This window comes from Brucella pseudintermedia, from assembly GCF_008932435.1.
GTDB lineage: Bacteria > Pseudomonadota > Alphaproteobacteria > Rhizobiales > Rhizobiaceae > Brucella > Brucella pseudintermedia.
Genome location: NZ_WBWE01000008.1, coordinates 114,024 through 135,749, shown reverse-complemented (window position 1 = coordinate 135,749; position 21,726 = coordinate 114,024). Strand labels below are relative to the sequence as shown.

Sequence of the window (21,726 nt, the reverse complement as noted above, 5' to 3'; positions counted from 1 at the left end):
TGTGGCAGACAGATGGTTGATTTCCCTGCTGCCGGGAACAGTTATTATAACCGATAACGGGAAAGTGGTGTTGGAGTATGGATATGCTGAAGCTCGTGGCGCTGGATGAGGAGGATTTACAGGTCCTGTCGGCTCATCTTCAGGACGCGGTTTTGAAAGTATCCGACCTTCAATATCTCGCCAAAGAAAAGCGCTTCGTCCTGACGGCAAACCGTTTCGTCTGGGAAGAAAGCAAACCGAGGTTCCTGCGCAAGCCGCAATATCAGCGCCGCCGCACCGCCTTGCACTTCAACCGCGTCATTGCAGCCAAGGCAACCGGGATAGACCGCCAGAAGCCCGAAGACGTGCTTTCCCTGATGGCCGTTCAGTTCGCTGCCGGCGAAACGCCCGCGGGTACAATAGAACTGACTTTTTCGGCAAATGCGGCTATCCGTCTTGAAGTGGAATGCATTGAGGCGCAAATGACGGACCTTGGCGCGGCATGGGAAACGGAATCGCTTCCCCGCCATAACGTCTGAGAGCAGGTTCTGCACAACCGTCATTCGTCAGCCGGACACCAGGTCCGGCAAGCAGATTTGGCAGATTTGAAGGAATAGAAGCGTGGTCAAGACGCTCAGACAAACCGATCCCGATTTCGAGAACAATTTCGCGACATTTCTGGCAGGCAAGCGCGAAGCCTCCGAAGATGTTGATCGGGCGGCGCGGGAAATTGTCGACCGCGTGCGCCGCGAAGGCGACAGCGCCCTCATTGATTATTCCCGCCGCTTCGACCGGATCGATCTTGAAAAAACCGGCATTGCTGTCACCGAAGCCGAAATAGATGCAGCTTTCGAGACCGCGCCTGCCTCCACAATCGAGGCGCTGAAACTTGCGCATGAGCGCATCGAAAAGCACCATGCGCGGCAATTGCCGAAAGATGACCGTTATACCGATGCGCTGGGCGTCGAGCTCGGCTCGCGCTGGACGGCTATCGAGGCCGTTGGGCTTTATGTTCCGGGCGGCACGGCGAGCTATCCAAGTTCCGTGCTGATGAACGCCGTTCCCGCCAAGGTGGCGGGCGTGGAGCGCATCGTCATGGTGGTTCCCGCCCCCGATGGCATTCTCAACCCGCTGGTTCTGGTGGCAGCACGTCTGGCTGGCGTTTCCGAGATCTATCGTGTCGGCGGGGCGCAGGCTGTCGCTGCCCTTGCCTATGGCACCGAAACGATCAAGCCCGTCGCCAAGATCGTCGGCCCCGGCAATGCCTATGTTGCCGCCGCCAAGCGCATCGTCTTCGGCACGGTCGGCATCGACATGATCGCAGGCCCGTCCGAGGTTCTGGTCATTGCCGACAAGGACAACAATCCAGACTGGATCGCCGCTGACCTGCTCGCCCAGGCGGAGCACGATACCGCCGCGCAGTCGATCCTCATGACCAATGACGAAGCGCTGGCGATAGCGGTGGAGGAGGCCGTCGAACGCCAGCTCCGCAACCTGCCGCGCGCAGAAACCGCCGCCGCAAGCTGGCGCGATTTCGGCGCTGTCATCCTGTTCGAGGATTTCGAGGCAGCCATTCCGCTTGCCAATCGCATTGCAGCCGAGCATCTGGAAATCGCGACAGCCGACCCGGAAGCCTTGCTGCCAAAAATCCGCAATGCCGGATCGATCTTCATCGGCGGCTATACGCCGGAAGTGATCGGCGATTATGTCGGCGGCTGCAACCACGTTCTGCCGACGGCACGTTCGGCGCGTTTTTCTTCGGGCCTGTCCGTTCTCGACTACATGAAGCGCACATCGCTTCTCAAACTCGGCCCCGATCAGCTGCGCGTGCTTGGGCCTGCGGCAATCGAAATTGCGCGCGCCGAAGGCCTTGATGCCCATGCGCAGTCCGTCGCCATCCGGCTGAACCTATGAGGTGACATGACCGCCGGTGTTCCAAATGCGCGCCTTATTGACGTCGAGCTCGATGAATCCATCGGGCGTTCGACGCCTGACGTCGAGCATGAACGCGCGGTCGCCATTTTTGACCTCATCGAGGAAAACTCCTTCCACCCGATCGGAGACGATACGGGCGGGCCTTATCGCCTGAAACTTTCGCTGATGGAATCACGGCTGATTTTCGCCATCGCACGGGAAACCGGCGAGGATGTCGCGACCCATATTCTCTCGCTCACGCCGCTGCGCCGCGTGGTGCGCGATTATTTCATGATTTGCGAAAGCTATTATCAGGCGATCCGCTCGGCCACGCCAAGCAAGATCGAGGCAATCGACATGGGGCGGCGCGGCCTGCACAATGAGGGATCGCAAACGCTGCAAGCGCGGCTAAAGGGCAAGATCGAGGTTGATTTCAACACGGCCCGACGGCTTTTCACCCTTGTCTGCGTTTTGCACTGGAGGGGCTGATCATCGATGATCGTCACCGATGTACCTCCCGTAACGCTTAGCGAAACAGACAGGGAAGATCATAAACGACGCCTGCCCACGTCGCTGCTTTTCGTCTGCGGCAAGAATGCAATCCGCTCGCCGATTGCGGAATTGCTTGCAAGAAAGGCCTTGCCACCCAATATTTATGTGGCGTCCGCAGGCGTGAAGCGGGGCGAGCGCGATCCGTTTGTCGATGCCGTGCTTCAGGAAGAGGGTCTCTCGCTCGACAACCGGCAGCCACGTGGCCTCGAGGAACTCGCGGATGGCTATTTCGACCTGATCGTAACGCTGACGCCCCTTGCCCACCATACCGTTCTGGAACGCATGCGCGGCTTCTCGGTTGACGTGGAATATTGGCCGACGCCGGACCCGACATTGGTAACCGGCAGCAGAAGCCAGATCATGGCGGCCTATCGCGATGTGCGCGACCGCCTGAAGCGCCAGATCATGCTGCGTTTTGGCGAGCAATAAGTTCGCCGAATTCCGTTGTTCACAAATGCCGCCTAATCATATAGGTTCCGCGCAAATTCAGACCGAAAGACCGCTCGAGAGCGGCATTTTACCGAAGAAAGAAACAGGTATCGCATGGCGAAAGAAGAAGTCCTAGAATTTCCGGGTGTTGTTACGGAACTGCTGCCCAATGCTATGTTCCGCGTAAAGCTCGAGAACGAACATGAAATCATCGCCCATACGGCTGGCCGTATGCGCAAGAATCGCATTCGCGTTCTGGCCGGTGACAAGGTGCTGGTTGAAATGACCCCTTACGACCTGACCAAGGGCCGCATCACCTACCGCTTCAAGTAAGCAATCCGTTCCGGGACATGTCTATTCGATGAGCGCGCAACACAAGCTGGTTCTTGCCTCCGGTTCTCCACGCAGGATCGAGCTTCTGGGGCAGGCAGGCATCGAACCGGATCATATTTATCCGGCCGATATAGATGAGACGCCGCAGCGCGCGGAACACCCGCGCTCGCTGGCGCGACGTCTGTCGCGGGAAAAGGCGCGCAAGGCACAGGAATTGTTGAAGGACGATGCGAATTTCGCACATGCCTTCATTCTTGCAGCCGACACGGTTGTGGCGGTTGGCCGGCGCATTCTGCCCAAGGCCGAGATCGCCGACGAAGCGCGGGAATGCCTGCGCCTGCTTTCGGGCCGCACGCACAAGGTATTCACCGGCGTGAGCCTCGTCTTGCCAAACGGCAATCTGCGCCACACACTGGTTGAAACGCGGCTTCGCTTCCAGCGCCTTTCCCGCCAGCAGATGGATGCCTATCTTTCATCGGGCGAATGGCGCGGGAAAGCGGGCGGCTACGCTATCCAGGGACTGGCTGGCAGCTTCGTCGTGAAACTGGTTGGGTCCTATACGAATGTGGTGGGTTTGCCGCTTCAGGAAACCGTAGGCCTGCTGAACGATGTCGATTATCCGGTTTACGCCAACTGGGGCAGCGGGAAAGTCTGAGAACGGACACGGGTGACAAGGACACGGTGACAAGGACATGGGTGACAAGAAGGACATATCGGCAGCAGCAGGCGCACGGGTGACGCCCTTGCGTCCGACGCGCCCCTGCCCGGAATGCGGAAAACCTTCAACGCGCGAATCCTATCCCTTCTGTTCGCCGCGGTGCAAAAGCATCGACCTCAATCGCTGGCTGTCGGGCAGCTATGTGCTGCCGGGAAAGCCAATCGACGAAGAGGAAGAAGAAGGGAACTAAACCTCTTCCAAACGATCTTACTCCAATAAAATCAGCTATTTATCGAAACTGTGAGAAAAGCTGATAAAAATTGCGATACGGTGCTGGACAGCGCGAAATTTAATGCTATAACCCACCCACTTCCGGCGGGAACCAACACCGCCCTGAACGAGCAAATCGCTTGTTACGTATGCCCGGATAGCTCAGTTGGTAGAGCAGCGGATTGAAAATCCGCGTGTCGGTGGTTCGAATCCGCCTCCGGGCACCACTCCAAAATCAAATAAATTTAAAGAGCTATTCCAGATCAAGGCTCATATTTGCCCGGAATATAGGTTGCAACATTGTCCATGCGACATCGTGCAACACGTTGGCAGGTGATTCCTGCCGTGCGTCAGGTAACCTACAAATCACGTTTATATTGACCAGATTAGCGATGTGATCTATAGATTACGCATGATCGAAGTCCGCCAAACCACCTCTTTCGCCAAGTGGCTTGATGAGCTTCGTGATACCAATGCACGATTGCGGATTGTCGCTCGGATCCGCCGCATGGAACTGGGCAATCCCGGCGATGTGAAATCTGTCGGCGAAGGCGTGAGCGAAATGCGCATTACGTACGGCCCGGCTATCGGGTTTATTTCGTATCTATGGGAACAACTATCGTTGTTCTGCTGTGTGGCGGCGACAAGTCATCACAGGGCCGGGATATTGCGCTGGCGAAACAAATGGCGAAGGAGATTTAGAATGGTCCTTGAAACCACCCGTTTTGATGTTCTCGATCACCTCAAGACGCCGGAAGAGCGTGTTGCCTATCTGGAAGCGGCCTTTGAAGATGGCGACCCTTCCCTTGTTGCGCATGCTCTTGGTGACGTAGCCCGTTCCATCGGCATGACTACTGTCGCTAAAGAAGCCGGAATTACCCGTGAAGCCCTTTACCGCTCCCTAAGCGAGAACGGCGATCCAAAGCTATCGACCTTGCTCGGCGTCATGAAGGCCCTTGGCCTGCACCTGTCTGTCACAGCAACTGATAAACGCGCCGCTTGACACTACGGTTGCAAAGTCGTCACGCCGTGGCGAAAAGAGTGATTTTCACACACCAGAAGCTTTGCGTAATCCCGAAAAGTTGCAGGCTTTTCAGGATTATGCGAATGCAAATTGCTCTTTGCAGTCCTGCATCACGAAGAATGCAACTGTAGTGCCAAGTTTCAGCCGGTTCTCCATATAAGGAAATTTCCATGCTCTGGACGTTGTTCGGCATCCTTTCCGGTGCCTGTATTGCCATTCAGGCACCCATCAATGCAGCCTTGGCGCGCGGTCTGGGCTCACCGGTAACGGCTGCCGCGATTTCATTTCTGGCGGGTGCCGTCATACTTGCCATCATCGCGGGCATTACCGCGCGCGCGACAGGCACCATGCCCGCCTTCAACGTGCCTGCGGGCTGGCTGTTCGTGGCGGGCGGTGCGCTTGGCTGCATCTATGTGACCGCATCGGTGCTGCTCACGCCGCGCATTGGGGCCGCCGCCGTGATGGGTCTCGCGGTCGCCGGACAGTTGATGGCCGGGCTTGCTGCCGACCGCATCGGCTTCATGGGCGTTGCCGTGCGCGAAATCACCGCCGGGCGCATTGCCGGCGCCCTCCTGCTTCTGACCGGCGCGCTGATGATCCGCTTTCTATAAGCGAAAAAGCCGCGCTTTCCGGCGCGGCTTTTCTGCATTCAAGAATGATGGCGTTCAGCCCTTGAACGTATATTCCGCAATCGATTGCGGCTTCATCTCGATGGAGAAACCCGGCAGCGACGGCGGCATATAGGCCGCGTTCCTGATGACGCACGGATCGATGAAGTGTTCGTGCAGATGATCGACATATTCGATCACGCGGCCTTCCTTTGTGCCTGAAACGGCCACATAGTCGATCATCGACAGGTGCTGCACATATTCGCACAAGCCGACGCCGCCCGCATGCGGCCAGACCGGCTTGCCAAACTTGGCGGCAATCAGCAACACCGCCAGAACTTCGTTCAGGCCACCCATGCGGCACGAATCGATCTGCACGATGTCGATGGCGCCTTCCGCGATGAACTGCTTGAACATGATGCGGTTCTGGCACATTTCGCCGGTCGCGACCTTCACGTCGCCAATGGCTTCGCGAATCTTGCGGTGGCCAGCAACATCATCCGGGCTGGTCGGCTCTTCGATGAAGAACGGCTTGGAGAAGGCCAGCTTGTTGACCCACTCGATTGCCTGATCGACTTCCCACACCTGATTGGCGTCGATCATCAGGTAACGGTCGGGGCCGATCACTTCGCGGGCAATGGTGAGGCGGCGAATATCGTCCTCGAGATCGCGGCCGACCTTCATCTTGACGTGGTTGAAGCCCTCATCGATGGCTTCCTGGCACAGACGGCGCAGCTTGTCGTCGTCATAGCCGAGCCAGCCAGCCGAGGTCGTGTAACAGGCATAGCCTTCCGCCTCCAGCGTGGCGATACGTTCTGCCTTGCCGCTCTGCGCTTTACGCAGAATTTCGACAGCCTCGTCGCGCGTCAGCGCATCGGTGAGGTAGCGATAGTCGACGATGTCGGCGATTTCTTCCGGCGACATGTCGGCCACAAGCCGCCATACGGGCTTGCCCGCCTGCTTGGCCAGCAGATCCCAGAACGCATTGACGACCGCGCCGGTGGCCAGATGCATCGCGCCCTTGTCCGGGCCGATCCAGCGCAGCTGGCTGTCGCCGGTCAGATAGCGCCAGAACTTGCCGGGGGCCGCGCGGAAGTCTTCCAGCGAGGCGCCGACCACCAGATGCCGCATGGCGAGAATCGCCTGGCAGCAAATATCGTTGCCGCGACCGATGGTGAAAGTGAGGCCGTGCCCCTTCAGCGCCTCGTCATCCGTATCGAGAATGACATAGGCCGCGGAGTAATCCGGGTCCGGGTTCATCGCGTCGGAACCGTCCAGACTTTGCGAAGTCGGGAAGCGCAGATCGAAGACACGCAGGTCAGTGATTTTCGTCATGATTTATCCGTGATCAGGGCATGATCCCAAAACATCGGAACAGTTTCGGGACCATGCTTCAACAAAAGCCTAGATGTCAGCGCGCACGTTCTGCTTCTGCGAGCCGAGGCCTTCGATGCCGAGTTCCACGACATCGCCAGCCTTGAGATAGCGAGGCGGCTTCATGCCCATGCCGACGCCGGGAGGCGTGCCGGTGGAGATGATATCGCCCGGCTGCAAGGACATGAACTGCGACAGGTAGGAAACGAGGTGGCGAATGCCGTAGATCATCGTCTTCGACGAACCGTTCTGCATGGTCTCGCCATTGACCTTCAGCCACATGCCGAGGTTTTCCGGGTCTTCGATCTCATCCTTCGTCACCAGCCACGGACCGGTCGGGCCGAACGTGTCGCAGGACTTGCCCTTCGTCCACTGGCCCTGGCGCTCGATCTGGAAGGCGCGTTCCGACACATCATGGATGGTGCAATAGCCAGCCACGTAGTCGAGGGCGTCTTCTTCCGAGACATATTTCGCGGTCTTGCCGATGACGATGCCAAGTTCGACTTCCCAGTCGGTCTTTTCCGAACCGCGCGGGATGACGAGATCGTCATTCGGGCCGACGATTGCGGAAGTGGCCTTCATGAAGATGATCGGTTCGGACGGAACCGCCGCTCCGGTTTCGGCGGCATGGTCGGAATAGTTGAGGCCGATGCAGATGAATTTGCCGGTGCCAGCGACACAGGGACCAAGGCGCGGATTGCCTTCGACCTTCGGCAGCGAATTGACGTCGATCGCGCCGAGCTTGGCCAGTGCGTCCGGGGCAAGCGCCGCGCCGGAGAGGTCGCCTACATGGGCGGAGAGATCGCGGATCGCGCCATCGGCATCGAGAATGCCCGGCTTTTCCTGACCGGCTTCACCGTAACGAAGAAATTTCATGAGGTTACTCCTTTGAGGGGATGAAAGAGAGGGCGTCAGGGTGGTCGACGCTCTGGCTGCGCCATTTGCAGGCCGCCAGAGACTGAATATCGGCCGCCCTAGATCGTCCAGCCTCCGTCAATGTTGTAGGCTTGGCCGGTGGTGTAGGTCGCGCCAGCGAGATAAACGGCAAGATCAGCGATTTCTTCCGGCTGGCCGATGCGGCCAATCGGCTGGCGGGCGATGAAGGCGGCACGCTGCTCTTCATAATCGCCTTGCGCGCGCAGGCGCTCCTGCAAGGATGGGCTTTCCACCGTGCCGGGGCAGATGGCGTTGCAGCGGATGCCCTTGGCAACGTAGTCAGCCGCGACCGCCTTGGTGAGGCCGATAACGGCCGCCTTGGTGACGCCATAGGCAAAGCGGTTCGGCACGCCCTTCACGCTCGACGCGACAGAAGCCATGTTGACGATGGCGCCGTCCTTGCGTTCCAGCATGCCCGGCAGCACGGCGCGGATGGTGCGGATCATCGAACGGATGTTGAGATTGACCGCAAAATCGAGGTCTTCGTCCTTCATTTCGAGGATCGAGCCGCCATGGACGACACCGGCGCAGTTGAACAGGATATCCACCTGCCCGATTTCGGCGACAAGCGCCTTCACCTGCTCATCGTCAAGCACGTTGAGCTTGCGTGTGATGATGCCGTTGACGCCTTCGATTTCCTTGAGGGCATCGGTGTTGATGTCGGTCGCGTAAACCTTCGCGCCTGCCTCCGCAAAGGCCAGCGCGCTTGCACGGCCGATCCCTTGCGCTGCGGCTGTTACCAGCGCGGTTTTTCCATCAAAACGTATCGTCATTTTCAAGCCTTCCGTTCGACAAGCAGAATGTGGTCATCCCGCTGATTAAGCGTATTCCGATATGAATCGCAGACGATCATAACCGTGGGAAAAAGCAACCGGGTTGATTGGCATGATGCTGATTGCAAGGATCGTAGGCGCCCTCAAACTCGCCCTGAAACTCGTCTTGCACCTTCTTCCTCCCGGCGGGCGGCTCCCGGACCGCCCCCAATTGTAAATTGATTATTTATATGCAAACATATTATGCAAATCTGGTCAAGGCTCTCTCTGCCTGTTTGCACCTTTCGAATCCGCGGCTCTTCGTATATGAAGAATGATATTCACAAGGGGAGTTCACTTGGAAACAGAGGATCGCTATCGCGCCCCGGCGCTGGACAAGGGGCTGGATATTCTGGAACTGCTTGCAAGCGTGGATGGCGGGCTGACGCAGGCGGAAATCGCCAAGCATCTCGACCGCAGCCCCAATGAATTTTACCGGATGCTGGACCGGCTGGTGAAGCGCGGATACGTGACCAAGCTGGAAGGCGACCGCTATTCGCTGACGCTCAAGCTGTTCGGTCTGGCGCATCTCCATGCCCCGGTGCGCAGGCTCGCTTCCTTTGCCACGCCCTTCATGCGCGAACTGGCGGACCGCTCGAGACAGGCCAACCAGCTTGCCGTGTTCGACCGCGGGTCTGTCGTGGTCATCGCACAGCAGGAAGCTCCGGATTACTGGGGCATTTCTATCCGCGTCGGCTCGCATATCAGCCTGTTCGACACCGGTTCCGGCCATGTGCTTCTCGCCTTCCGTTCTCCCGAAGAACGCCGGATGATGATTGCCGAATATGCAAAGGACGTCGAAAGCGTAAAGCTCGATCAAGACTTCTACGAGCGCCTCGACCAGATCCGCGAGCGCGGTTATGAAATGATGCCGAGCGCGCAGGTGGCAGGCGTCTATAACCTTTCCGCGCCCATTCTCGGCCCGGACGGCACCTGCATAGCCTCGCTGACCTGCCCCTATGTGACGCTCGTCAACTCGGCTTCCGCCCCCGACATTACGCAGACCATCGGCCTGCTGCAAAAGACGGTCAAGGACCTGTCAAAACTGGTCGGCTCCGATATCGGAGCCATGGAGTAGCGGATTGCCAGTAATTCTTATTTGAAAACTCTCTTCTTTTTTGAAACTATGCGGGAGGAGGACGTTTTTCATGATTATCGATACCCATCTGCATCTGATCGACAAAGGCGCGTTGAATTATCCATGGCTGGACGGCGTTCCGGCGCTCAACCGCGACTTTCTGTTCGAGACCTATCGGATGCAGGCAGAGCGCTGCGGCATCGCGGCGGCGCTGCATATGGAAGTGGATGTGGCAGCCGACGCCATTCAGTCTGAAACGGACCATATTCAGGAGATTTCCGGACACTCGGGCGGCTTCATCAAGGGCGCAATCGCCTCCTGCCGCCCGGAAGCACCGGGCTTTGCCGAATATCTCGAACAGAGCCGCGGCAATCCCTTCATCAAGGGCTTTCGCCGCGTGCTGCATGTGGTGCCGGACGATGTTTCCGAGGGCGCCCTTTTCCGCGAGAATATCAAGCGGCTGGAAGGCACCGGCCTGACCTTCGATCTCTGCACATTGCCGCATCAGATCGACAAGGTGCTGGCGCTCGCCGACCTCGCGCCCGGCGTGCAATTCGTGCTCGATCACTGCGGCGTGCCGGACATCAAATCAGGCGCGCTGGAAAGCTGGCAGAAGGGCATTGCCACGATTTCGCAACGCGAAAATGTGGTCGCCAAGATTTCCGGCGTGGTCGCCTATGCAGACGCGGCAAACTGGACCGTCGATACCGTCCGCCCCTATGTCGAACATGTTATCCAGTCGTTCGGCTGGGACCGTGTTGTCTGGGGAAGCGACTGGCCGGTCTGTACACTAGCGAGCAATGTCGATGCCGGGCTTTCGACATGGGTTGCCACCACCCACGCGCTTCTCGAAGGATGCAGCAATGACGAAAAAGCCCGCCTCTTGTCCGGGAATGCAACGCGTCTCTGGAAGCTTTAGGGCCCTCATGGTGAGGGAAGGAGAAGTCGCATAACGCAAAAACGCCGCCCGGTCGGGCGGCGTTTTTTCGATCAGATTGCGAGTTCGACCTCGTTGCTGGCCAGTTCCAGCAAGGTCCAGACATGATCGGCGAATGAGTTCCACACTTCGATACGGTAATGATCCGCATCCCATTTCAGCAGGATGATCTGGGCATGGTCGAAGATGGTGCGGGCCGCGCCCGGCGCCTGCATTTCAGCCAGATTGAGCGGCGATGCGGCATTGAGCAGCCATTCGGCCTTGGGGCCTGTAATGTCGATGCCCGTCTCGCGATGGCTCACTTCCGTCAGGCTGTGCGGCTCACTTTCATAAAGCTTGGCGAAAGCCGCAACAATGGCCGTCCCCTTGCTCTCATCCGCCCAGATATACCATTCGTCCGGTCCGATACAGGCAACGGCGATATCGCCGGTGCGGACAAGATCGCCGATCTTGGCGGGGATTTTTGCACCCAGCGCCTTTTCAGCCAGCGGCAGTTTTGCCGGGGCAATGCGCAGGATAAAGCGAGCCGCATCATCGGCTGCGTGGATTTCCAGACGGCCGGGAATGACCACCTTGCGGTTCGAATAAGGTTTGGTTTCAACGAGCATGGTTCGATCCTTATCCGTTGCCATTCAACTTCTTGCCTTCGGGATCATAGAAGACCATGCCCGACACGGTGGCTTCATGCACGCTGCCATCCGGCATCGGCATATAGAGCGTTTCACCCATGCGATCCTTGCCGCCTGACACCAGCGCCATGGCGATGGAGCGGCCAAGCGTTTCGCTCCAATAGGACGAGGTGACATGACCGAGCATGGTCATGGGCAGCGGCTGTTTCGGATCGGCGACAATCTGCGCGCCTTCTTCCAGAACCAGCTTCGGGTCTCTGGTCAGCAGGCCAACCAGATGCTTGCGGTCCTTTTTCAGCATGTCGGGGCGCGACAGCGAGCGCTTGCCGACGAAATCGGGCTTCTGCTTGCCGATGGCCCAGCCAAGGCTTGCATCATCCGGCGTCACGGTGCCATCCGTATCCTGACCGACAATGATATAGCCTTTTTCGGCACGCAGAACGTGCATGGTTTCGGTGCCGTAAGGCGTGATGTCATATTGCTGGCCGGCCTCATAAAGCGCCTTCCACAGCGACAGGCCGTAACGGGCAGGCACGTTGATTTCATAGCCCAGCTCGCCCGTGAAGCTCATGCGGAACAGACGCGCAGGCACACCGAGGAATGTGCATTCGGCGACCGACATATGCGGGAAGGCTTCGTCCGAAATGTCCAGGCCCTCGACCATCGGCTCGATGAGCTTGCGCGCATTCGGACCGTTGATCGCCACCACGGCCCACTGTTCGGTGGTGGAGGTGAGCGAGACTTTCAGCTCCGGCCATTCGGTCTGGAGATAGTCTTCCATCATGTTGAGAACGCGTGCGGCACCGCCGGTCGTGGTCGTCACATGGAAGCGATCCTGCGTCAGACGCCCGACAACACCGTCATCGCGGATGAAGCCGTCCTCACCGAGCAGCAGGCCATAGCGGCAGCGCCCCACGCCAAGCTTGGTCCATGGATTGGTGTACATGCGGTTCATGAATTCCGCTGCATCCGGGCCAACCACTTCGATCTTGCCAAGGGTGGAAGCGTCGAACATGCCGAGCGACTGGCGGGTCGCCTTGCATTCGCGCGCCACGGCCTGATGCATGTCTTCACCCGCTTTCGGGAAGTACCATGCGCGCCGCCACAGCGAGACCGGCTCGAAAGCCGCGCCATGCTGTTCGGCCCAGCTATCGATTGGCGTCTTGCGCGTCACATCGAACAGTTTTCCGCGATTATAGCCGCAGAACGCACCGAAGGTCGTCGGCGTATAAGGCGGGCGGAAGGTGGTGAGGCCAACCTGCGGCGTCGGGCGCTTGAGCGCATCGGCGGCAACAGCCAGACCGTTGATGTTGGACGTCTTGCCCTGATCGGTCGCCATGCCGTTGGTGGTATAGCGCTTGACGTGCTCGATGGAGTGGAAGCCCTCACGCACGGCCAGACGAATATCCTTGGCGGTCACATCGTTCTGGAAATCGATGAAAGCCTTGGCCTTGCCCGGATCGCGATCCGTCGGCAGTTCGCGGCAGCTTATGCCATCGCAGATGAAATCACCGGCCACGGCATAATCGGCGGCCTTCGCCTTGTGGCCCGCATCGCGGGCGGCGGCGGCACCCGCTTCCGCGCCTTCGCGAAGCGCGGAAGCAAGGTCGAAATTGCCATTGCCCGCACCGGCACAGCGGCTTTCCTCGGTGCGTTCGCCCGGCAGATAAATCTGGCGAGTCTCATCCCAGACCAGCGAGCCTTTCGTGTGCGAGAACAGATGCACGCTCGGATTCCAGCCGCCGGACATCAGCAATACGTCGCAGGCAATCGTGCGCGCGGCACCAACTTTGCCATTGGAAACCGGATTGGCGCGCACGGACGAAACGCGATGGCGTCCGCCTGTGTCCGTCACAGTCCAGCCGGTGAGTATCTCGATGCCGAGCATTTTTGCGCGGTTGAGGAGGCTGTCGGCAACGCTTGAACGCACATCGATGATGGCCGGAACCTTGACGCCTGCGACCGCGAGATCGAAAGCGGCAAGCCATGCGCTGTCATGCGAGGTGACGACGACAGCCTGATTGCCGACCTTGACCCCATAGCGGTTGAGATAGGTTCGCGCGGCGGAGGCCAGCATCACGCCCGGACGGTCATTGCCTGCAAAGACCAGCGGCTTTTCAATCGCGCCCTGCGCCAACACCACCTGCTTGGCGCGCACGCGCCACATGCGTTCACGCGGCGCGTTGGAGGCGGGCTTGGCCTGATGGTCGGTCAGGCGCTCGCAAAGGCCGACCATGTTCTGATGGTAATAGCCGATGGCCGTGGTGCGCGGCAAAAGCGTGACGTTCGGATTGGCCTTGAGCGCAGCAACGGTTTCGCTGAGCCAGTCCCAGCTTGCGCGACCATTGATGACCGGCTCCGGCTCGGAGAGAAGCGAGCCGCCCATTTCCGCCTGCTCGTCGCAGATGATCACTTTCGCACCGCTTTTCGCGGCCTCAAGTGCTGCGGCAAGACCGGCAGGCCCGCCACCGGCAACCAGCACGTCGCAATAGGCATAGCGGCTGGCATAAGTGTCCGGATCGGGCTCGGAGGGCGATTTGCCAAGACCGGCAGCACCCCGGATGAAAGGCTCATAGACCTTGTTCCAGAAGCTCTTCGGCCACATGAATGTCTTGTAGTAAAAGCCTGCCGAGAAGAACATGTAGAACGCATCATTGATCGCGCCGACATCGTGCTTCAGCGACGGCCAGTGGTTCTGGGTTTCGGCTTTCAGGCCGTCATAGAGTTCCAGCACCGTGGCGCGGGTGTTCGGCTCGAAACGGCCCGGCCCGCGTGAAACGCCCATCAGCGCATTCGGCTCTTCGGAACCGGCGGAAAGAATGCCGCGCGGACGGTGATATTTGAACGAACGACCGGCCAGATGCTCGCCGTTGGCCAGAAGCGCGGAAGCGAGCGTATCGCCTTCAAAGCCGGAATAGGCCTTGCCGTTGAAGGTGAACCGCACGGACTTGGCCTTGTTGACGCGGCCTTTGTTGTGAATGCGCATATCGGTCATTATTTCGTCTCCGCAGCCGGAGTTTCTGCCAAAGCAGGACGGGGTTCACCGGCCTTGTAGGTCATCGCGAACTTGTCGCTCACCGTGTCGCGCACCGCATTGAAGAAGCGGCCGCAGCCATTGATATGCCGCCAGCGCTCAAAATGGGTGCCGCGTGGATTGGAGCGCGTGAACAGGAAATCGCGCCATTCATCATCGGAAAGCTGTGACGGGTCGGCAGGGCGCGCAATATGCGCTTCGCCCGCATAGGCAAATTCCAGCTCCGGGCGTTCCATCTCGCAATAAGGGCAACGGATAAGAAGCATGTGTGTGGTTCCCTTACTCTTTAATGCGCAACCGCCGCGGCGGCGGCTTCATCGATCAGGCGACCGGTGGTGAAGCGTTCCAGCGTGAAGGGTGCATTGATCCAGTGCGGCTCATCGCGGGCAATCGTGTGGGCGAAGACATGCGCCGAACCCGGCGTCGCCTTGAAGCCGCCCGTGCCCCAGCCGCAATTGACATAAAGCCCCGGCACCGGCGTCTTGCCGATGATCGGCGAACGATCCGGCGTGACATCGACGATGCCGCCCCATTTGCGCAGCATCCTCATGCGGGTGAAGATCGGGAAGACTTCGCAGATGGCGGCAAGCGTATGCTCGATCAGCGGCAGGCCGCCGCGCTGGCTGTAGGACACATATTGGTCGGTGCCAGAGCCGATCACCAGCTCGCCCTTGTCGGACTGGCTGATATAGGCGTGCACCGTGTTGGACATGACCACGCAGGGGAAGATCGGCTTGACCGGCTCGGACACCAGCGCCTGCAGCGGGAAGCTTTCAAGCGGCATGCGAACGCCTGCCGTGTCCATGACAATCGACGTGCTGCCCGCAGCCGATACCGCCACTTTCTTGGCCTTGATGAAACCGCGTGGCGTATCGACGCCGGTGACGCGGCCCGACGCGTCGCGGCGGATGGCCGTGACCGGGCAGTTCTGGATGATATCGACGCCGCGCTCGGTCGCGCCGCGCGCATAGCCCCAGGCAACCGCGTCATGACGGGCGACGCCGCCGCGCCGCTGCAGGGTGGCGCCCACCACCGGATAGCGGGCATTGGGCGAAATATCGAGCGGCGGGCAATATTCCTTCGCCTGCTCCTTGGTCAGCCATTCATTGTCGATGCCGTTGAGGCGGTTGGCGTGAATATGGCGCTTGAAGCTCTGCACGTCATGCACCGTATGCGCCAGCATCATGACGCCGCGCTGCGAGAACATGACGTTATAGTTCAGGTCCTGGCTCAGACCCTCCCACAGCTTCATCGCATGTTCGTAGAGATGCGCGCTCTCGTCATAGAGATAGTTGGAGCGGATAATGGTGGTGTTGCGGCCCGTATTGCCGCCGCCGAGCCAGCCTTTTTCGATGACCGCGACATTGGTGATGCCGTGTTCCTTGGCCAGATAATAGGCGGCCCCCAGACCATGCCCGCCAGCGCCGACAATGATCACATCATATTCGGCCTTGGGTTCGGCATTCGGCCATTGCGGCTTCCAGTTCTTGTTGCCGGAAAGCGCATTCTTGATAATCGAAGCTGCAGAAAAACGGGACATGGACACCAACCAGTTTCGCGGGCCGCAAGCACCCTTCCGGCACAAGCGAAGCCTTTGATGATATTTCTATTGTGTCCGTTTCCAACCCGACAGCAGGCTTGCGTCAAAAGACGCCACAAATACGACATGGCCACCATTTCGCGACATCATCCCGCGCCTGATCCGGAGCCTGCGGCGCCAGCCGGGTTCTGTGACGCCGCGGCAAAGCAGTTTCAAAAATGCCCCCTGTAAAATAGGACAACATTATTGTCCTTTTTCCTTTTCTTTTGTTGCGCAAAGGTCTACGCATTCTTTCGTAAAATCGCGTCCAAAATAAAAGAAACGCAAGAAAGGTGATTCCGTGACTAAGGAGAATCTACTCGAAAGTGCACTCGTCCGTCTGGATGAGGCGGCAAGCCACATCAACATCGATGCGGATGTTATCGAGAAGCTGAAATATGCACGTGAGACCATGAAAGTGCGACTGATGATTCGCATGGATGACGGCTCGCGAAAATCCTTTCTTGCGTGGCGCTGCCGCTATGACGACACGCGCGGACCGACCAAGGGCGGCATCCGCTACCATCCCGAATCAACCGCCGAAGAAGTCGAGACGCTGGCCTTCTGGATGACCTTCAAATGCGCCGTGATGAACCTGCCTTATGGCGGCGGCAAGGGCGCTATCCAGGTCGACCCGCGCCAGCTTTCCAAGGCCGAGCTGGAGCGCCTTTCGCGCGCCTATATCCAGGCTTTCTCCGGCATTATCGGCCCGGACCGCGACATTCCGGCACCGGACGTCTACACCAATTCCATGATCATGGGCTGGATGGCGGATGAATATTCGCAGATCGTCGGCCAGTCCTCGCCCGCCGTCATCACCGGCAAGCCGCTGGCGCTCGGCGGCTCGCTCGGCCGCAACGATGCGACGGCGCGCGGCGGCTTCTATCTCGTGCGTCACCTGTCGCAGGATCTGGGCCTTGCCGCGCAGCTTCGCGTCACGGTTCAGGGTTTCGGCAATGCCGGCCAGTTCATTGCCAAGCTGATGGCGAGCGACGGTCACAAGATCGTCGCCGTGTCGGATTCGGCTGGCGCGGTTTACTGCGCAAACGGCCTCGATCTCGACGCGCTTCTGGAAGCGAAGGCACAGAACAAGTCGGTCGTTTCGACCGCCGGCGCCAACGGCCATGAAGCGATCACCGCCGATGAGCTGCTTGCCGCCGAATGCGATGTTCTGGTGCCGAGCGCCATGGAAAACATGATCCATGCGGACAATGCGGCATCCATCAAGGCCAAGCTGATTGTCGAGCTTGCAAACGGTCCCGTTACGCCGGAAGCCGACAAGATACTGGAAGAAAAGGGCATCGTCGTTCTGCCGGATATTCTGGCCAATGCCGGCGGCGTGACGGTTTCCTATTTCGAATGGGTGCAGAACCGTCAGGGCTATTACTGGACGCTTGAGGAAATCCATGAGCGCCTCAAGACCATCATGGAACGCGAAGGCCGCGCCATCTGGAACCATGCGAGAGAGCACAAGGTGACGGTCCGCTCGGCGGCCTATGTCCATGCGCTGCAGCGCCTCGCGCAGGCCATTGAAGCACACGGCACGCAGAGCGATTTCATCGCCTGATCCGGCCCTTTGACATAACCCCTCCTGCCAGCCTGCTGTCAGGAGGGGTGACGGGCGGCGGTTTCCTTTTGCCGCCCGCGCTATAGTTTACCGTCACAAGGCAAAACCAGCGTGACGGGATGAAGAGCATGTCGTACAGGAACTTGTTCAAGGGAGGTGCCGTCGCACTTGCCCTTCTTGCAGGCGCAACCCAGTTTTCCAGCGTCGCCCAGGCACAGGTGGTCGTTTCTTCCAAGATCGACACCGAGGGCGGCGTCCTTGGCAATATCATTCTGGCCGTTCTCAATGCGAATGGCATCCAGACCACGGACCGCATCCAGCTTGGTGCGACGCCAGTGGTGCGCAAGGCGATCACCGCCGGCGAGATCGACATTTATCCCGAATATACCGGCAATGCGGCCTTCTTCTTCAACAAGGCGGATGACCCGCTGTGGAAAGACGCGGCCAAGGCGTTCGAGACAGCAAAACAGCTTGATTACGATGCCAACAAGATCGTGTGGCTCGCCCCCTCTCCCGCCAACAACACATGGGGCATCGCGGTGCGCAAGGACGTGGCCGACGAAAGCAAGCTCGCGAGCCTCAGCGATTTCGGCAAATATGTTGCAGGCGGCGGCAAGGTGGTTCTGGCGGCTTCGTCCGAATTCGTGAATTCTGCCGCGGCCCTGCCCGCCTTCCAGACCGCCTATGGCTTCACCCTGAAACCCGACCAGCTCATCACGCTTTCAGGCGGCGATACGGCGGCGACAATTGCTGCCGCCGCCAACCAGACCAACGGCGCCAATGCAGCCATGGTCTACGGCACCGATGGCGGCATCGCGCCCTCCGGGCTTGTCGTGCTTGAGGACGACAAGCATGTGCAGCCGGTCTACCAGCCCGCCCCGATCATCCGTGAGGAAGTCCTGAAGAAGAACCCGAAAATCGAGGAATTGCTGAAGCCGGTTTTCGCCAGGCTCGACCTCACCACCTTGCAGGAACTCAATGGCCGCGTGCAGCTCGGCGGCGAACCGGCAAAAGCGGTCGCCGAGGATTTTCTTAAAGCCAACGGCTTTCTGCAATAGGTTTTTGCCGGGCATGGGCGCAGCACACGAGACGATGCGGGCAAATGGCGCGAAGGGCCTGTTTGCCTATATCGACAAGCTTGGACTGGTCGTTGCGGCAATCGGCTTATCGGGATTGTTCCTGCCTTTTGCGAATTTTCGGGCAAACCGCATCGTTCAGGGCGAGCCTCGTTCCCTGTTCGATGCCCTGCCCGGCGAACCGGCTCTGGTGCTTGCAGCAATCGTGGCCGGAGGGCTGCTGATCGGCCTTGTCCGCAGCAACAACCTGTTGCGGCTTGGGGCTGCTCTGGCCTGCCTCGCATCCGTCATGGTGGCGATCGGCGTGGCCGCGTCATTCCTGTCGCCAGAGGGAAACAATTATGCGCGTGTCTCCCCAGCGTCCGGCTTCTGGCTCCTGTTCTTCGCGAGCGCCCTTTATGTCGCCGATGGGCTGGTCCGATTGCAGGCCGGTCCGCTCTTGCGCATCGGCCTGCTGGTCATGGCAGGCGTGCTGCTCGCCGTGCTGCTTTCCTCCGGCCTCTGGGACGATATTTCCTTCATGAAGGAATATCAAAGCCGGGCCGAAAGCTTCTGGAATGAAGCAGAACGGCATATAGCGCTGGCCCTGGGCTCGCTCCTGGCGGCCACGGCGGCGGGCATTCCGCTCGGGCTTGTCTGCCATCGCTTGGCCGGGTTGCGCGCCTTCGTGCTGAACAGCCTCAACATCGTGCAGACCATTCCGTCCATGGCGCTGTTCGGCCTGTTGATCGCGCCGCTCGGCTGGCTTGCGGCGCAATTTCCGTGGGCGGCGAGCCTCGGCATACGCGGCATCGGCGCGGCGCCTGCCTTCGTTGCGCTGTTTCTCTATTCGCTGCTGCCAATCGTCGCCAACACCGTGGCCGGGCTGGCGCAGGTGCCCGAACCCGTGACCGACGCCGCGCGCGGCATGGGCATGACGCGGCTGCAACGGCTTTTCAGGACCGAGTTTCCGCTGGCCTTTCCGGTCATTCTCACCGGCATACGCATCGTCATGGTGCAGAATATCGGCCTGACGACCATCGCCGCGCTGATCGGCGGCGGCGGGTTTGGAACATTCGTCTTTCAGGGCATCGGCCAGACGGCGATGGACCTCGTGCTGCTTGGCGCGCTGCCGACCGTGCTTCTGGCCTTTGCCGCCGCCGTCATCCTCGATGGGGCAATCGAAATCGCCGAAGGAAGGAGAACCGCATGATCGAGTTCGACCGGATCACCAAGCGCTACAACGGGCGGGCGGCGGTCGATGCGGTAAGCTTCACGGTCGAGCCGCACAGCATCGCGGCAATCGTCGGCACGTCCGGTTCGGGCAAGACGACGCTGCTGCGGATGGTGAACCGCCTTGTCGAACCGACGGAAGGCGAAATCCGCATCGATGGGCGCAGCATCATGGACGAACCCGGCCATGTTCTGCGGCGACGGATCGGCTATGTCATCCAGCAGAACGGCCTGTTCCCGCATCGAACCGTCGCGGAGAATATCGCGACGGTTCCGCTTCTGCTTGGCTGGGATAAACAGCGCATCGATACGCGCGTCGATGAACTGCTCGACCTTTTCCAGCTCGAACCCGCTCACTATCGCGACCGCTATCCGCACGAACTTTCCGGCGGGCAGCAGCAGCGCGTCGGCGTGGCGCGGGCGCTTGCCGCCGGGCCGAACATCCTTTTGATGGATGAGCCGTTCGGGGCGCTCGATCCGGTGATCCGCGCCAAGGCGCAGGAAGACCTGAAGGCGATTCAGAAGCGGCTCGGCACGACCATAATCCTTGTCACGCACGACATGGAGGAAGCGATCTCGCTCGGCGACCGCATCGCCGTGATGGATGACGGCAAGCTTTTGCAATATGGCCCGCCCGCCGAAATCCTCGCCCGACCGGCAACCGATTTCGTCGAACGGCTGGTGGGAACCGGGGAAAGGCCGTTCCGTCTTCTGTCGCTCACCGATCTGAAAACCGTGCTGCAACCGGGGGATGCCAGCGGCGAGGCGCTGCCCGTCACCGCCTCGCAGCGCGATGCGCTCGCCGCACTTTTATGGTCGGGGCGCAAGGCGCTTCCCGTGCTTGACGGCGAAGGAAGGCCGCTTGGCCGGGTGACGCTGGAAAAGCTGCTTCATCAGGCAGAGCGCCCGGCATGAAATTGCTCATGTCCCTCGTGCCCCGCGCTGTGCTTCTGGCGGTGCTGCTCCTGTTTCTGGCGCGGCCCCATCTTTTCGAGCCGCTGTTTCGTCCGCTCGTCAATGAAGGCGCGCCCGCCATCTACGATCGCGCCAGCTTCGTGACGCTGACCTTGCAGCATCTGGGTCTCGTGGCGCTCGCAACGCTGGCCGCGACTATCATGGCTGTCTCGATGGCGATTTTCGTCACCAGAAAGCAGGGCGCGGAATTCCTGCCGCTCTCGCGCAGCCTCGTGAATATAGGCCAGACATTTCCTCCCGTCGCGGTGCTGGCGCTGGCCGTTCCCATCTTTGGTTTCGGGGACAAGCCGACGCTGATCGCCCTCTTCCTCTATGGCCTGCTTCCAATTTTCGAGAACACGCTGACGGGACTGACGACATTGCCGCCGCCGGTTGTCGAAGCCGCGCGCGGCATGGGGATGACCGGCGCGCAAAGGCTTGTGAAAATCGAGGTTCCGCTGGCCATGCCGGTCATTCTGGCAGGCATCAGGCTTTCCGCCGTGATCAGCCTTGCCACTGCCACCATCGGTTCGACCGTCGCGGCCAGAACGCTCGGCGAAGTCATCATAGCCGGACTGATCTCCAACAATCTTGCCTTCGTCTTGCAAGGCGGTCTCGTCGTCGCCGCGCTCGCCATCCTCATCTTCGACGGGTTTCAGGCCATCGAGCATTATCTCCTGAAACGTTCCGGACGAGCCGTCTGAAAGCATAAATCCTCTTTGAAAGGTGCTCCGGCATTCCTATATCCTTGCTGGAACCAGTCAGCGAGGA

Annotated in this window: 23 protein-coding genes, 1 tRNA gene and 1 pseudogene; 18 read left to right on the top strand and 7 right to left on the bottom strand. The window is 59.6% G+C overall.

The genetic code is table 11. The annotated features are described in order from the left end of the window. Positions 1-77: 77 nt before the first annotated feature. The 11 genes and pseudogenes from F9K78_RS12155 to F9K78_RS12105 all read left to right on the top strand — a co-directional run bounded on the left by F9K78_RS12155 (position 78) and on the right by F9K78_RS12105 (position 5,770). A complete protein-coding gene (locus F9K78_RS12155; protein WP_121985684.1) occupies positions 78-518 on the top strand; it encodes a DUF2948 family protein in 441 nt (146 codons plus the stop codon). Between the two features lie 82 nt (positions 519-600). Continuing rightward, positions 601-1,893 (top strand): histidinol dehydrogenase, encoded by a 1,293-nt coding sequence (gene hisD / locus F9K78_RS12150; RefSeq protein ID WP_121985685.1) that lies wholly within the window; start codon positions 601-603, stop codon positions 1,891-1,893. Positions 1,894-1,899: 6 nt separating this feature from the next. Beyond that, positions 1,900-2,382 (top strand): UPF0262 family protein, encoded by a 483-nt coding sequence (locus F9K78_RS12145; protein WP_006465974.1) that lies wholly within the window; start codon positions 1,900-1,902, stop codon positions 2,380-2,382. A 6-nt stretch (positions 2,383-2,388) separates the two neighbouring features. Next, positions 2,389-2,874, top strand: coding sequence for an arsenate-mycothiol transferase ArsC (locus F9K78_RS12140; protein WP_235925417.1), 486 nt, complete (start codon positions 2,389-2,391; stop codon positions 2,872-2,874). A 114-nt stretch (positions 2,875-2,988) separates the two neighbouring features. Continuing rightward, complete coding sequence (infA, locus tag F9K78_RS12135) at positions 2,989-3,207, top strand: translation initiation factor IF-1 (RefSeq protein ID WP_002965531.1); 219 nt, start codon at positions 2,989-2,991, stop codon at positions 3,205-3,207. A 28-nt stretch (positions 3,208-3,235) separates the two neighbouring features. After that, complete coding sequence (locus F9K78_RS12130) at positions 3,236-3,862, top strand: Maf-like protein (RefSeq protein WP_121985686.1); 627 nt, start codon at positions 3,236-3,238, stop codon at positions 3,860-3,862. Between the two features lie 37 nt (positions 3,863-3,899). Then, positions 3,900-4,115, top strand: a complete 216-nt coding sequence (yacG, locus tag F9K78_RS12125) for a DNA gyrase inhibitor YacG (protein ID WP_121982853.1) — start codon at positions 3,900-3,902, stop codon at positions 4,113-4,115. A 171-nt stretch (positions 4,116-4,286) separates the two neighbouring features. Then, positions 4,287-4,362: transfer RNA gene (locus F9K78_RS12120), tRNA-Phe, on the top strand. Positions 4,363-4,547: 185 nt separating this feature from the next. Next, positions 4,548-4,837: pseudogene (locus F9K78_RS12115) on the top strand (type II toxin-antitoxin system RelE/ParE family toxin). Position 4,838: 1 nt separating this feature from the next. Next, positions 4,839-5,138 carry an addiction module antidote protein gene (locus F9K78_RS12110; RefSeq protein WP_121985687.1) on the top strand — a complete coding sequence of 100 codons (300 nt, stop codon included), beginning with the start codon at positions 4,839-4,841 and terminating at the stop codon, positions 5,136-5,138. A 191-nt stretch (positions 5,139-5,329) separates the two neighbouring features. Further along, positions 5,330-5,770 (top strand): DMT family transporter, encoded by a 441-nt coding sequence (locus F9K78_RS12105; protein WP_121985688.1) that lies wholly within the window; start codon positions 5,330-5,332, stop codon positions 5,768-5,770. Between the two features lie 54 nt (positions 5,771-5,824). Here the strand turns inward: F9K78_RS12105 and F9K78_RS12100 are convergent, their stop codons facing one another. The 3 genes from F9K78_RS12100 to F9K78_RS12090 form a co-directional block, all read right to left on the bottom strand. After that, complete coding sequence (locus F9K78_RS12100) at positions 5,825-7,102, bottom strand: L-fuconate dehydratase (protein WP_121985689.1); 1,278 nt, start codon at positions 7,100-7,102, stop codon at positions 5,825-5,827. A 69-nt stretch (positions 7,103-7,171) separates the two neighbouring features. Continuing rightward, entirely contained in the window at positions 7,172-8,017 is an 846-nt protein-coding gene (locus tag F9K78_RS12095; RefSeq protein ID WP_121985690.1) for a fumarylacetoacetate hydrolase family protein, read from the bottom strand. 98 nt (positions 8,018-8,115) lie between these two features. Beyond that, positions 8,116-8,850, bottom strand: a complete 735-nt coding sequence (locus F9K78_RS12090; protein WP_121985691.1) for an SDR family oxidoreductase — start codon at positions 8,848-8,850, stop codon at positions 8,116-8,118. Positions 8,851-9,163: 313 nt separating this feature from the next. Between F9K78_RS12090 and F9K78_RS12085 the strand changes: the two genes are divergently transcribed. Both F9K78_RS12085 and F9K78_RS12080 read left to right on the top strand, forming a co-directional pair. Continuing rightward, a complete protein-coding gene (locus tag F9K78_RS12085) occupies positions 9,164-9,967 on the top strand; it encodes an IclR family transcriptional regulator (protein ID WP_174813442.1) in 804 nt (267 codons plus the stop codon). Between the two features lie 70 nt (positions 9,968-10,037). Then, entirely contained in the window at positions 10,038-10,886 is an 849-nt protein-coding gene (locus tag F9K78_RS12080; protein WP_121985693.1) for an amidohydrolase family protein, read from the top strand. A 71-nt stretch (positions 10,887-10,957) separates the two neighbouring features. Here F9K78_RS12080 and F9K78_RS12075 read toward each other — a convergent pair whose 3' ends face one another. Genes F9K78_RS12075 through F9K78_RS12060 form a run of 4 tightly spaced genes read right to left on the bottom strand, consistent with a single transcriptional unit; the run spans position 10,958 to position 16,107 of the window. Further along, positions 10,958-11,512 (bottom strand): sarcosine oxidase subunit gamma, encoded by a 555-nt coding sequence (locus F9K78_RS12075; RefSeq protein WP_121985805.1) that lies wholly within the window; start codon positions 11,510-11,512, stop codon positions 10,958-10,960. 10 nt (positions 11,513-11,522) lie between these two features. Further along, a complete protein-coding gene (locus tag F9K78_RS12070) occupies positions 11,523-14,528 on the bottom strand; it encodes a sarcosine oxidase subunit alpha (RefSeq protein WP_121985694.1) in 3,006 nt (1,001 codons plus the stop codon). Next, the gene (locus F9K78_RS12065) at positions 14,528-14,833 is read right to left on the bottom strand and encodes a sarcosine oxidase subunit delta (protein ID WP_100647958.1); all 306 of its coding nucleotides are present in this window, start codon (positions 14,831-14,833) and stop codon (positions 14,528-14,530) included. The genes F9K78_RS12070 and F9K78_RS12065 overlap by 1 nt, the downstream gene beginning before the upstream one ends. A gap of 20 nt (positions 14,834-14,853) precedes the next feature. Further along, entirely contained in the window at positions 14,854-16,107 is a 1,254-nt protein-coding gene (locus F9K78_RS12060; RefSeq protein ID WP_006465958.1) for a sarcosine oxidase subunit beta family protein, read from the bottom strand. 340 nt (positions 16,108-16,447) lie between these two features. Between F9K78_RS12060 and F9K78_RS12055 the strand changes: the two genes are divergently transcribed. From F9K78_RS12055 to F9K78_RS12035, 5 genes are all read left to right on the top strand, one after another. Next, the gene (locus F9K78_RS12055; protein WP_121985695.1) at positions 16,448-17,713 is read left to right on the top strand and encodes a Glu/Leu/Phe/Val family dehydrogenase; all 1,266 of its coding nucleotides are present in this window, start codon (positions 16,448-16,450) and stop codon (positions 17,711-17,713) included. Between the two features lie 128 nt (positions 17,714-17,841). Then, positions 17,842-18,771: a glycine betaine ABC transporter substrate-binding protein OsmF gene (gene osmF / locus F9K78_RS12050; RefSeq protein WP_121985806.1), complete on the top strand. Its 930-nt coding sequence runs from the start codon at positions 17,842-17,844 to the stop codon at positions 18,769-18,771. Positions 18,772-18,784: 13 nt separating this feature from the next. Next, positions 18,785-19,981 carry an ABC transporter permease gene (locus F9K78_RS12045; RefSeq protein ID WP_121985696.1) on the top strand — a complete coding sequence of 399 codons (1,197 nt, stop codon included), beginning with the start codon at positions 18,785-18,787 and terminating at the stop codon, positions 19,979-19,981. Continuing rightward, positions 19,978-20,916, top strand: coding sequence for an ABC transporter ATP-binding protein (locus F9K78_RS12040; protein WP_121985697.1), 939 nt, complete (start codon positions 19,978-19,980; stop codon positions 20,914-20,916). Before F9K78_RS12045 ends, F9K78_RS12040 begins: the two co-directional genes overlap by 4 nt. Further along, positions 20,913-21,659, top strand: coding sequence for an ABC transporter permease (locus tag F9K78_RS12035; protein WP_121985698.1), 747 nt, complete (start codon positions 20,913-20,915; stop codon positions 21,657-21,659). Before F9K78_RS12040 ends, F9K78_RS12035 begins: the two co-directional genes overlap by 4 nt. Positions 21,660-21,726 lie beyond the last annotated feature (67 nt).

What these genes read in the sequence shown, in the direction of transcription:
- F9K78_RS12090 (WP_121985691.1), bottom strand. Translation starts at nt 8,850, where the DNA reads ATGACGATACGTTTTGATGGAAAAACCGCGCTGGTAACAGCCGCAGCG.
- F9K78_RS12100 (WP_121985689.1), bottom strand. Translation starts at nt 7,102, where the DNA reads ATGACGAAAATCACTGACCTGCGTGTCTTCGATCTGCGCTTCCCGACT.
- F9K78_RS12105 (WP_121985688.1), top strand. Translation starts at nt 5,330, where the DNA reads ATGCTCTGGACGTTGTTCGGCATCCTTTCCGGTGCCTGTATTGCCATT.
- infA (WP_002965531.1), top strand. Translation starts at nt 2,989, where the DNA reads ATGGCGAAAGAAGAAGTCCTAGAATTTCCGGGTGTTGTTACGGAACTG.
- F9K78_RS12155 (WP_121985684.1), top strand. Translation starts at nt 78, where the DNA reads ATGGATATGCTGAAGCTCGTGGCGCTGGATGAGGAGGATTTACAGGTC.
- F9K78_RS12065 (WP_100647958.1), bottom strand. Translation starts at nt 14,833, where the DNA reads ATGCTTCTTATCCGTTGCCCTTATTGCGAGATGGAACGCCCGGAGCTG.
- F9K78_RS12035 (WP_121985698.1), top strand. Translation starts at nt 20,913, where the DNA reads ATGAAATTGCTCATGTCCCTCGTGCCCCGCGCTGTGCTTCTGGCGGTG.
- F9K78_RS12110 (WP_121985687.1), top strand. Translation starts at nt 4,839, where the DNA reads ATGGTCCTTGAAACCACCCGTTTTGATGTTCTCGATCACCTCAAGACG.
- F9K78_RS12130 (WP_121985686.1), top strand. Translation starts at nt 3,236, where the DNA reads ATGAGCGCGCAACACAAGCTGGTTCTTGCCTCCGGTTCTCCACGCAGG.
- F9K78_RS12070 (WP_121985694.1), bottom strand. Translation starts at nt 14,528, where the DNA reads ATGACCGATATGCGCATTCACAACAAAGGCCGCGTCAACAAGGCCAAG.
- F9K78_RS12075 (WP_121985805.1), bottom strand. Translation starts at nt 11,512, where the DNA reads ATGCTCGTTGAAACCAAACCTTATTCGAACCGCAAGGTGGTCATTCCC.
- F9K78_RS12045 (WP_121985696.1), top strand. Translation starts at nt 18,785, where the DNA reads ATGGGCGCAGCACACGAGACGATGCGGGCAAATGGCGCGAAGGGCCTG.
- F9K78_RS12085 (WP_174813442.1), top strand. Translation starts at nt 9,164, where the DNA reads ATGATATTCACAAGGGGAGTTCACTTGGAAACAGAGGATCGCTATCGC.
- F9K78_RS12040 (WP_121985697.1), top strand. Translation starts at nt 19,978, where the DNA reads ATGATCGAGTTCGACCGGATCACCAAGCGCTACAACGGGCGGGCGGCG.
- F9K78_RS12140 (WP_235925417.1), top strand. Translation starts at nt 2,389, where the DNA reads ATGATCGTCACCGATGTACCTCCCGTAACGCTTAGCGAAACAGACAGG.
- F9K78_RS12145 (WP_006465974.1), top strand. Translation starts at nt 1,900, where the DNA reads ATGACCGCCGGTGTTCCAAATGCGCGCCTTATTGACGTCGAGCTCGAT.
- F9K78_RS12095 (WP_121985690.1), bottom strand. Translation starts at nt 8,017, where the DNA reads ATGAAATTTCTTCGTTACGGTGAAGCCGGTCAGGAAAAGCCGGGCATT.
- F9K78_RS12060 (WP_006465958.1), bottom strand. Translation starts at nt 16,107, where the DNA reads ATGTCCCGTTTTTCTGCAGCTTCGATTATCAAGAATGCGCTTTCCGGC.
- yacG (WP_121982853.1), top strand. Translation starts at nt 3,900, where the DNA reads ATGGGTGACAAGAAGGACATATCGGCAGCAGCAGGCGCACGGGTGACG.
- F9K78_RS12080 (WP_121985693.1), top strand. Translation starts at nt 10,038, where the DNA reads ATGATTATCGATACCCATCTGCATCTGATCGACAAAGGCGCGTTGAAT.
- osmF (WP_121985806.1), top strand. Translation starts at nt 17,842, where the DNA reads ATGTCGTACAGGAACTTGTTCAAGGGAGGTGCCGTCGCACTTGCCCTT.